The 9,925-nt window shown below is 36.9% G+C and carries 11 protein-coding genes and 1 pseudogene; 8 read left to right on the forward strand and 4 right to left on the reverse strand.

What is annotated here, in order from left to right; all coding sequences use genetic code 11:
- The 8 genes from ABIQ28_RS04185 to ABIQ28_RS04220 all read left to right on the forward strand — a co-directional run.
- Positions 1–281, forward strand: a 281-nt coding sequence (locus ABIQ28_RS04185) for an aldehyde dehydrogenase family protein (protein ID WP_348035519.1), incomplete at its 5' end; no start/stop codon positions are given.
- A gap of 121 nt (positions 282–402) precedes the next feature.
- Positions 403–1,185: an SDR family oxidoreductase gene (locus ABIQ28_RS04190; protein ID WP_348035521.1), complete on the forward strand. Its 783-nt coding sequence runs from the start codon at positions 403–405 to the stop codon at positions 1,183–1,185.
- Between the two features lie 938 nt (positions 1,186–2,123).
- A complete protein-coding gene (locus ABIQ28_RS04195) occupies positions 2,124–2,654 on the forward strand; it encodes a 3-hydroxyanthranilate 3,4-dioxygenase (RefSeq protein WP_348035523.1) in 531 nt (176 codons plus the stop codon).
- A gap of 187 nt (positions 2,655–2,841) precedes the next feature.
- A complete protein-coding gene (locus tag ABIQ28_RS04200) occupies positions 2,842–3,927 on the forward strand; it encodes an amidohydrolase family protein (RefSeq protein ID WP_348035525.1) in 1,086 nt (361 codons plus the stop codon).
- Positions 3,927–4,325 (forward strand): hypothetical protein, encoded by a 399-nt coding sequence (locus tag ABIQ28_RS04205; RefSeq protein ID WP_348035526.1) that lies wholly within the window; start codon positions 3,927–3,929, stop codon positions 4,323–4,325. Before ABIQ28_RS04200 ends, ABIQ28_RS04205 begins: the two co-directional genes overlap by 1 nt.
- Entirely contained in the window at positions 4,322–4,963 is a 642-nt protein-coding gene (locus ABIQ28_RS04210; RefSeq protein ID WP_348035527.1) for an O-methyltransferase, read from the forward strand. The genes ABIQ28_RS04205 and ABIQ28_RS04210 overlap by 4 nt, the downstream gene beginning before the upstream one ends.
- 1 nt (position 4,964) lies before the next feature.
- Positions 4,965–5,849, forward strand: a complete 885-nt coding sequence (locus ABIQ28_RS04215; RefSeq protein ID WP_348035529.1) for a LysR substrate-binding domain-containing protein — start codon at positions 4,965–4,967, stop codon at positions 5,847–5,849.
- A gap of 74 nt (positions 5,850–5,923) precedes the next feature.
- Positions 5,924–6,844, forward strand: coding sequence for a putative sulfate exporter family transporter (locus ABIQ28_RS04220; protein ID WP_348035530.1), 921 nt, complete (start codon positions 5,924–5,926; stop codon positions 6,842–6,844).
- A 955-nt stretch (positions 6,845–7,799) separates the two neighbouring features.
- Here ABIQ28_RS04220 and ABIQ28_RS04225 read toward each other — a convergent pair.
- The 4 genes and pseudogenes from ABIQ28_RS04225 to ABIQ28_RS04240 form a co-directional block, all read right to left on the reverse strand.
- A complete protein-coding gene (locus tag ABIQ28_RS04225; RefSeq protein ID WP_348035532.1) occupies positions 7,800–8,090 on the reverse strand; it encodes a twin-arginine translocase TatA/TatE family subunit in 291 nt (96 codons plus the stop codon).
- A 128-nt stretch (positions 8,091–8,218) separates the two neighbouring features.
- Positions 8,219–8,989: a hypothetical protein gene (locus ABIQ28_RS04230; RefSeq protein WP_348035533.1), complete on the reverse strand. Its 771-nt coding sequence runs from the start codon at positions 8,987–8,989 to the stop codon at positions 8,219–8,221.
- Positions 8,986–9,615 (reverse strand): carboxypeptidase-like regulatory domain-containing protein, encoded by a 630-nt coding sequence (locus tag ABIQ28_RS04235; RefSeq protein WP_348035536.1) that lies wholly within the window; start codon positions 9,613–9,615, stop codon positions 8,986–8,988. Before ABIQ28_RS04235 ends, ABIQ28_RS04230 begins: the two co-directional genes overlap by 4 nt.
- Positions 9,612–9,925, reverse strand: a pseudogene (locus ABIQ28_RS04240) (hypothetical protein); the annotation flags it as partial. The pseudogene ABIQ28_RS04240 and the gene ABIQ28_RS04235, both read right to left, overlap by 4 nt.

Below are 9,925 nucleotides of genomic sequence, written 5' to 3' on the forward strand. Positions count from 1 at the left end.
CTGTGGTCACTATTATGCCTTTTGAAAGTGAAGTTGAAGTTTTGGAAATGGCCAACAAAGTCAAATACGGATTATCAGCAACCCTTTGGACGAACGATTTAAAACGCACAATGCGAATGGCCAATCATTTGCAAGTTGGAATTGTTTGGGTAAACACTTGGATGATGCGTGATTTACGTACACCTTTTGGTGGCGTAAAAGCTTCTGGTATAGGTCGTGAAGGCGGATTTGAAGCGTTACGGTTTTTTACGGAAGCGAAGAATGTTTGTATAAAGTATTGAAAAAGAACAAAGATCATAGAATCAAGAACAAAGACCATTTTCAAGTCTATTTTCTATATTCTATTTTCTTTAATCCAATTAATTAACCCTAAAAGATCCCTGCCTTCGCAGGGAGTATGTTATGGATTTAAAACTAAACAACAAATTCGCATTAGTTTGCGGAAGTACAGCAGGAATAGGTAAAGCAACTGCCATATCATTAGCTAATGAAGGTGCAATCGTGACTTTAGTGGCTAGAAATGAAGATAAATTAAAGCAGGTTATTTCTGAATTGTCCAACTCAAAAAAACATAGCTATATCGCGGCCGATTTTTCAAACCCTGACGAATTACAAAATAAGGTTTCTGATTTCATCAAAAAAAATCACGGCTTCCATATTTTGGTAAACAATACGGGAGGCCCTGCAGGAGGACCAGTTTTTACCGCAAAGATTGAGGAATTTGAAAATGCGTTTACCCACCATTTAAAGTGCAATCATGTTTTGGCACAAACAGTTGTTCCATTTATGAAAGAAGAAGGTTATGGACGAATTATCAATATCATTTCTACTTCGGTAAAACAACCTTTGGACGGTCTTGGAGTAAGTAATACCATACGAGGCGCTGTTGCGAATTGGAGCAAAACTTTGGCCAATGAGCTTGGACAATTTGGAATTACAGTCAATAATGTACTTCCTGGCGCTACTGATACGGATCGTCTGGAAGAAATCATCAAAAACAATTCGGTTAAAACGGGCAATAGTGTTGAAGAGTCAGCCAACGCCATGAAAAGTGGCGTTCCTGCCAAACGTTTTGCAAGACCTGAGGAATTGGCCTATGCCGTTACATTTTTAGCGAGCGACTGTGCAAGTTATATCAACGGAGTGAATCTTCCTGTTGATGGCGGACGTACGAAATCATTGTGAAAATAGGAGTAAAGATAAAAGAACAAAGACTTTCTGTTCTGCCGTTTTATACTTAATTATAATTGCTAAATCTGCGTGAGGAATGGAGGCATTGTTGGAGCTCCTCGCAGAGAGCGACTGCCGAGAGCCCGACCCGCGAGGGACACGCCCAAAAAACAAAACTATGAACCTGGTATCTCTATAAATTTCTAGGATTGAAGAATTTCCAATAGTTATTAACTCTAATGCTTCGCCTTGCATAAAGCTATATTTACCTACCCGCAATATCAGTCATCACAACTTTTTAATTATCCACCGAATCTTCAGCAAAATTGAAAAACGTGTGAGCTCTTCTTATAAACAGCAACTTTTTTAACTAGTTGATAAGTGAAATCTTTTTAATTCATGGAATTTAATCCAAAGAACTAAGACTAAACACTTTCTGTTCTGCCGTATTATACTTAATTTTAATTGCTGAATCTGCGTGAGGGATGGAGGCATTGTTGGAGCTCCTCGCAGAGAGCGACTGCCGAGAGCCCGACCCGCGAGGGACACGCCCAAAAAACAAAACTATGAACCTAGTATCTCTATAAATTTCTAGGATTGAAGAATTTCCAATAGATACTAAAAATAATGCCTCGCCTTGCATAAAGCTATATTTACATACCCGCAATATCAGTCCTCACAACTTTTTAATTATCCACCGAAGCTTCAGCGAAGGAGGAAAACCTGTGAGGTCTGCTTATAAACTGTTATTTTTTGACTAGTGGATATGAAATATCTTTATCATTGATGGAATTTAATCCAAAGAACGAAGACTAAACACTTTCTGTTCTGCCGTTTTATACTTAATTTTAAATGCTAAATCTGCGTGAGGGATGGAGGCATTGTCGGAGCTCCTCGCAGAGAGCGACTGCCGAGAGCCCGACCCGCTAGGGACACGCCCAAAAAACAAAACTATGAACCTAGTATCTCCCATTAATTTCAAGGAATGGATTGAAGAAAACCGTCATTTATTGAAACCTCCGGTTGGAAATAAAGTGGTTTGGCAAGATGGCGACTTTATTGTCATGGTTGTTGGCGGTCCGAATAATAGAAAAGACTATCATTATAACGAAACGCCTGAGTTCTTCTATCAAATTGAAGGCGATATCGTTTTGAAAATAATCGATAAGGGCACGCCAAAAGATGTGCATATCAAAGAAGGGGATATTTATTTATTACCTCCAAAAGTGCCACATTCGCCACAACGTGGCGCAAATACCGTGGGATTGGTGATTGAATATAAAAGACCGGAAGGCATGCGCGATGCACTGCTTTGGTTTTGTGAAAACTGTACGACGCAATTATATGAGGAGGATTTTACGGTTGAGAATATCGAAACGGATATGCCAAAAATATTTGATAAATATTATAGTGACGAGAACAAACGCAAGTGTCCGAACTGCGGCGAATTGATGGAGCCTCCTAAGAAGGTTAAGATTGATTAGCAAAAAATTCCTTTGTGATATATTGAGCTTGCCGAAATAAAAACCCTTTAGATTCAGCGGAGCCAAACATTAAGGCAGATTGGAGCTAATCTCAAAAAATCTTCTATTAAAAAACAAGAATAACATTTTCAAATTAAATCAGATTTGAACTCAAATTAACAAGATCCCTGCCTGCGCAGGGAGTGATATGAAAAGAAAATTAAGAATTAACGGCCACTCGCATCTTCTACCCTATCCGGAAGAAATCCCTCAATTTATGAAGGATAAAGAGATTTTTTGGGTCGATAAGGATCGGAAATTCATGCTGCAAAAAGATTGGAGCCGTCCTGTGACGGATTCAAGTTTCTTTTTGGATGATAAATTGGCATGGATGGAGCGTTTTAAAATTGATCATGCGGTCGTTTTAAATCTGTCGCAATTGTACGGCAACGGTTTGCGTGTGGAAGAAATGAAACAGGCCTTGCGATTTCAAAATGATTTTAATGCAAAAATCCAAAGGGAACATCCGAGTAAATTTACTTGCGGATTTGTGGTTCATCCTGGATTTGTAAGAGGTGCTTGTTGGGAAATTGAACGTTGCGTGGAAGAATTGGGGATGCAATTATTGTGTTTGCCCACCCATTACATGGATACAATCGGCACCTGGCGCTGTATTTTTGATGAAGAAAATGAGCCCATTTTTGAATTGGCCAATAAATATAATTTAGCCGTGGAAATCCATCCATATGATGGCGAAAAATTCATCAAATTAGAAAACACGTCATGGCGGTTCCATTTGATTTGGATGTTGGCGCAATGTGCGGATGCCTATCATTTTTTAACCTTAAATGGCTATCAGGATAAATATCCAAATATGCGCACGTGTTTCGCCCATGGTGGCCAGTTGGCACAAATTAATTTAGGGCGACGCATTCAAGGATTTGATGGCCGACCAGATTTATTTGTGGGCAAAAGCCACCCAAGAAAAGCGGTGGGTCACAAAAACATCTTCTTTGACACTTTGGTACATGATACTGGAAGCTTACAACTCTTGATTAAGAATCAAGGTTATAAACAAGTCATTATGGGACTGGACGATCCTTATCCTTTGGGGGAAATGGAAAGTGCACAACAATCCTCATACCCTGGAAAAATCTTAGATTTGGCCATGGAACGCAAAATCATTACCGAAGAAGAGCATGATGCCATTTGGGAAGACAACGTGATCCAATGGTTGTGTGGCGATGATGAAGCGGCAAAAGAAAAATTAATAAATAGAATATTAGGGAATTAATGACATCAACACTACAGTTTAAATATTCTAAAAAGCAGCTTCTTACGATCTTATTATTTGGCATTTTATGGCTACTTATTTTCGGTTTTTATTTCTTTTTTAGAACTGAAAGTTATTTTGGCTATGGTTATTTAGCCATTGGTATTGGATTTCTGGGATCTTATATTTATAAAAAAACCGTCCATTATGCCACTATAAAAAACGGGATTTTAACCAAGCACGATCTCCTTCCAAAACGCATCAATCTGGATCAGATTACCGATATCACTTACTATGCAGGCAAGTATAAATTAATGACTAAGCAATCAGAAATGATCATTAATACGATGGTACTTGACAAAACTTCAATTGAAGATTTAAAAAAAATAATAAACCAAATAAACATCTCAAAATCATGAATTTCCTACCAGAAGCTTTGGATGATTACATTACCGCAAATTCTGAGGACGAACCAGAATTATTACAACGATTATCACGAGAAACGCATCAGAAAATACTGCAGCCGCGGATGCTCAGCGGGCATTACCAAGGCCGATTATTAAGTATCATTTCGAAGATAGCGAACCCAAAATGCATTTTGGAAATCGGGACATACACGGGCTATTCCGCATTGTGCTTAGCTGAAGGACTTCAAAAAAATGGCGAGCTTCATACCATAGATATCAATGAAGAGTTGGTGGATTTTCAACGCAAGTATTTTGATGAATCAGGATATGGAAAACAAATCCATCAGCATTTAGGAGATGCTTTAGACATCATCCCGCAATTGAAAATCAATTTTGATATTGTGTTTATTGATGCCGATAAGGAAAACTACAGCAAGTACTTTCATTTAATCATTGACAAACTAAACCCAGGCGGCATCATTTTATCTGACAATGTGCTTTGGAGCGGAAAAGTGATTGAACCATTAAAAAAAGATGATAAATCAACGGAGGGTTTAATGGAATATAACAAACTCCTGAAAGATGATGATCGGATTGAAACCGTTATGCTTCCTATTCGTGACGGATTGACGTTGAGCAGAAAAAAGTAAGATGAAAACCAAATTGCACATATTTAAAGTTGTGGCTGAACATTTAAGTTTTACCAAGGCTTCAGAACGTCTTTTCATTTCTCAGCCTGCAGTTTCAAAAACCATAAAGAATTTAGAAGAAGCTTATAAAAGCAATTTCTTCATCAGAAAACGAAACTCTATTGAACTTACTGACGATGGTAAAGCCTTTTTAATCTATGTTAATCGCATTTTGAGCATTTATGATGAAATGGAGCAACAATTCCTGCTCCTGAAGGATGCTTTGCCAGAAAATATTCATTTTGGAGTGAGTACCACTGCGGCCAATTATATCATCCCGAAAATTTTGGCAAAATTTAGTATGCAATATCCCCAAGTGCATTTTGAGATTACAAGTGGAAATTCAGAAGAAATTGAAAGTCTCATTTTAAATGAACATCTAAACTTTGGAATTACGGAAGGCAAAAACACAAATAAACAACTGCATTTTAAAAAATTCATCAAAGACGAAATTGTGTTGGTTACAAATGTCAGAAACACATCGATAAAGAATAACACGATTGACAAATCAACCATACAACATCTTCCATTATTAGAAAGAGAGTTAGGTTCTGGAACAAGAGATATTATTCACGACATTTTAAAGGAGAACAATATTACCAATCTCAATACTACTCTGCACCTCAACAGTACAGAGGCCATTAAAAATTATTTGTACCATTCGGACAGTTATGCTTTTCTATCCATCCATTCCCTGACGGAAGATTTGACAAGCAACAAACTGAAAATTATTGACATTAAAGATATCAGCATGGAACGTTGGTTTTATTTTGTTTCAAGGACAGGTTACAATTCCAAAGTCATGGAGTTTTTTGAAAAATTTGTACGCTCCAATTATAACTTTTAGTTATCTAGAGCCAAATCTTAATTTGCAGATAGGTTATAATTAAGCTTTAATTTTGTGTCTTGAAATCAAACGACATGAAATCAAATATATCTAAATCAATTTTCTTCATCCTTATTCTGGTAGCACTATCTGGATTTGTTAGCAGTCCGATTGCCTTACTTTTAGGATTTATATTCACATTTATCTTTAGTAATCCCTTCTTAAAAGAAACTCAAAAAACCATTCAAATTTTACTGAAAGTTGCCGTGGTTGGCTTGGGTTTTGGGATGTTCATCAAAGAAACCCTCGAAACGAGTAAAGAGGGATTAAGCCTGACCTTCTACTCGATTGTATTGACCGTAACCTTAGGGATTTTCTTGACCAAATTATTAAAACTGGATCGAAAGTTAGGCCACCTCATCACCTCTGGAACTTCAATTTGTGGCGGAAGCGCTATTGCGGCCATTTCGCCAGTAATCAAAGCCGATGGCAAAACCATCAGTTTGGCTTTAGGCGTTGTCTTTTTACTGAACTCCATCGCGCTTTTAATTTTTCCAGCCATCGGTCATTTTTTCAACTTAACTCAAGATCAGTTTGGTTTATGGGCTGCTATTGCCATACATGACACGAGCTCCGTGGTGGGCGCCGCATTGAGTTATGGCGATGAAGCCTTACGAATTGCGACAACGGTCAAACTATCCAGAACGTTATGGATCATTCCGTTGTCCATCTTTTCTATGTTTTTATTTAAATCGAAAGGTCAAAAAATTAAAATACCTTATTTTATTGGACTATTTATTTTAGCGATCCTTATCAACAGCTATAATGTACTTCCTACAGTAATTACGAGCAATATTGTTGATATCTCAAAACGTTTGTTGGTAGTCACCTTGTTTTTGGTGGGTTCAACCATTTCAATTATAGATTTAAAACAAACTGGATTTAAACCTATTGTGCTTGCCTTGTCACTTTGGATTTTTATTTCAATTTTCTCATTGGTTTATATTACGTATTAACAAAGAATCAAGATGCTTCGACAAGCTCAACAGCCGCCGGTTCGCTTTTAGAACTAAGCTCTTGACAGCTAAGCATAACCCAAATTCAAGTTTGTATCCATCTGTATTTAGAACGCTGATGACGCGGATTGCTTATGATTAAAATGGATTTGAATTTTCAGTATCAGAAAAATCTGCATTTTATGATTAGTCATTCGCTTTTGTTCTTTGGAATATTTAAATATCTTATCCTGAATTATTAGTCTTCCTATAATTAAAGTTTGTATCCATTTGTATTTAGAACGCTGAAATGCCCATCCGTTCAGGCGGGTGACGCAGATTGCTTATTTTTAAAAAGGATTAGCCATTTCATATATGAGAGCCTTCAAATTTTATGATTAATCCCTTCCCTTTATTCATTAGAGAATTAAATTCTTCATCAAGAATTATTAGCAAATACTCAAAAACAATAGGTCCGTGCCAAAACAGAAAAACCACAGCGTGGCACTATCTTAACAGAACTATGTCATTGGTTGTTTTTCAGCTCCATAGGAGCGGCATATCATGTATAACCCAACAAGCTTACTTAATTAACAGACCAATTACCTTCCAATCAACACCTTCTTTTCATACAATAATTGATTACAAACCGACGCCATTTTATTTATTCTGGCCATTGTGGGGACCATGCTATGCCTGGCTGAATGCAAACAATCTCAGGATCAATTTCCTGACGTTTTTATGGCCAAAGCCGAATATTTCCATCAAGGATATGGTTTTGCATTTCCTGTGGATTAAAAACTCATCTATGATGCAAATCGCGTATTATTAGAGGTGACTGAAAACCAAGACTCTCAACAATTGTGCATTATTATTTGGACAAAGATCAACAGAATTAAGAATAAGGAAGTTTAATCAAAAGCTACAAATACTGAATTTGCACTCTTAGCAAGCGGTAAGATTTAAAATGGCAGAATTACAACTTTCGTTTTACTGAACCAATCGTTTCTTCAACATCATCTTTTATCTTCTGAACCTCATCAGTAAATGTCTTGGTATATTCTGCAGTATCGATACCATTTTTTTCAGCGCTTTTGGTAATCTCCGATTTAAGATCGTTTGTGGCATCCTTAAGTGTGCGCATTCCTTTACCTAAACCTCTCGCGATTTCAGGTATTTTATCTGCACCAAAAACCATGACCACTACAAAGAGTATGAACATGACTTCAGTAGTACCTATAAATAAAAATGTAGCTTGTAGTATCACAATGCAAATATAGTGAGATGTTTTGAATCCATTAAAAAAGTGGACTGTTAAATTAAGCGACGCTTTTAGTTAAAGTTTTTTGAAAGAATATTGGATGTTTTTTTAGAAGCTCACTGATTGCCTTCAATCTAGTTTTTATGACTATGAATAATGGATTTAAAATCATCTAATTTCGCTTTAAAAAAATCAAAAGTTGCCATATCATTCTTGACTTTACAAAGATTTTCAAAATTTGGATCATCTTGACAATAGTAGAAAAACTCAGCTTTAACACCATCTTCCAAATCAAAATCACTGAAAAGGTCTTCAGAAAACTTGGATTTCATTATATCTAGGCAATTGTCTGCTTTCTCTAATTTGACATGTTCTTTCAGTCGTTTTGTTCGTCCTGTTATGGCATTCACGATAAGACCAATGGGAACTAAGCCACCGCCTGAAGTAGCTTCATACAAACGTCTTTCGCTTTGCGACATTAGTTTTCCAGTGTATCCAGGGATGCCCAAATCATAAAAATTGAGGTCGCGTTTCAGTTCAGAATTATTGATGTCGGACATCAAATTGCCAGTAAGCACCTTCCCTACTATAACTTCATCCAAAGCATTGACCAACTCTTCCAAATACACGGGCATTTGTTTGGAGGCGATTATAAACTTTGTAACCACAACTTCTTTGGGCTGATAAGAAATACCCGAAAACAGAATGGTATCATTCAGTTTCGCCGGAATAACAAAGGTACCATCAGCATTTGAAATGGTAAATCGGCTAGCGGTTTTGTTAATGACGTGAATCCCATCCACCTCATCTGCAGCGCTAATCTTTCCATTGATCTCCACCGATTGCGCATAGGTTTCCATGACACAAAACACTACTAATAAACTAAAAATCAGATTATTTTTCAATCTTGGGCGGTAGACTTTACTTTATTGAGACACTGATCCAACTGTTCTAATCTTACATAGTGTTTCAATTTATTTGTTCGGCCTGAAATCCCATTAATAATAGGATTTAATGACATGCCAACACCGCCGCCACCCATTGAACCTCCCATGGTAAGATCTAAACCTGTAGCCTCTTTCAAACGTCTTTCATTTTGGGTCAGTGGTTTTCCAGTATAGCCAGGAATCCCCAAATCATAAAAATTGAGGTCTGCCTTTACACCTGAAATGGCAAGATCTGAACTTAAATCGCCCGTCAATATTTTGCCAACGACGACTTCATCCAAAACATTGACTAATTCTTCCAAATAGATGTACAATTGTTTTGATGCGATAATGCTTTTAGTAACGACGACTTCTTTGGGCTGATAGGAGATACCCGAAAAAAGAATGGTATCATTCAGTTTCGCCGGAATATAAAAAGTGCCATCACTATTTGATATGGTAAATCGACTGGCCGTTTTATTGATCACATGAATCCCGTCCACCTCAACTGCAGCCGTAATCTTTCCGTTAATTTCCACAGATTGCGCATAGGTTTCTATAACACAAAACAATAGTAATGAGATAAAAGTTGGAATATTTCTCAATGTTGAGCAGATGTTTGAAGATTCATTTTGAAACTGACCAGTTTTTCCTTCAGAAATTCTAAAGTTTCAAAATCGTCATTAACTATACAAAGGGTATCAAATTGTGAGTCATCAGCGCAGAAATAGAAAAATTCATTTCTATAATGTTTCTCCAAAGGATGAGCACTAAATAAAATTTTAGAAAGATTAGCCTTCATTTTATCAATGCACTTATCTTGATTTTCAAGATGCACTCTATTTTTCAGTAATTTGGTTCTGCCCGAAATTGCATTTAAAATAGGATCCACAGGAAGTGTCCCACCTAATAAGG

It is taken from the genome of Gelidibacter sp., assembly GCF_039916245.1.
In the GTDB taxonomy this organism is placed as follows: Bacteria; Bacteroidota; Bacteroidia; order Flavobacteriales; family Flavobacteriaceae; genus Gelidibacter.

Bases quoted from the DNA above. Each gene is read 5' to 3' on its own strand.
- ABIQ28_RS04190 (WP_348035521.1), top strand. From the start codon at position 403: ATGGATTTAAAACTAAACAACAAATTCGCATTAGTTTGCGGAAGTACA.
- ABIQ28_RS04195 (WP_348035523.1), top strand. From the start codon at position 2,124: ATGAACCTAGTATCTCCCATTAATTTCAAGGAATGGATTGAAGAAAAC.
- ABIQ28_RS04200 (WP_348035525.1), top strand. From the start codon at position 2,842: ATGAAAAGAAAATTAAGAATTAACGGCCACTCGCATCTTCTACCCTAT.
- ABIQ28_RS04205 (WP_348035526.1), top strand. From the start codon at position 3,927: ATGACATCAACACTACAGTTTAAATATTCTAAAAAGCAGCTTCTTACG.
- ABIQ28_RS04210 (WP_348035527.1), top strand. From the start codon at position 4,322: ATGAATTTCCTACCAGAAGCTTTGGATGATTACATTACCGCAAATTCT.
- ABIQ28_RS04215 (WP_348035529.1), top strand. From the start codon at position 4,965: ATGAAAACCAAATTGCACATATTTAAAGTTGTGGCTGAACATTTAAGT.
- ABIQ28_RS04220 (WP_348035530.1), top strand. From the start codon at position 5,924: ATGAAATCAAATATATCTAAATCAATTTTCTTCATCCTTATTCTGGTA.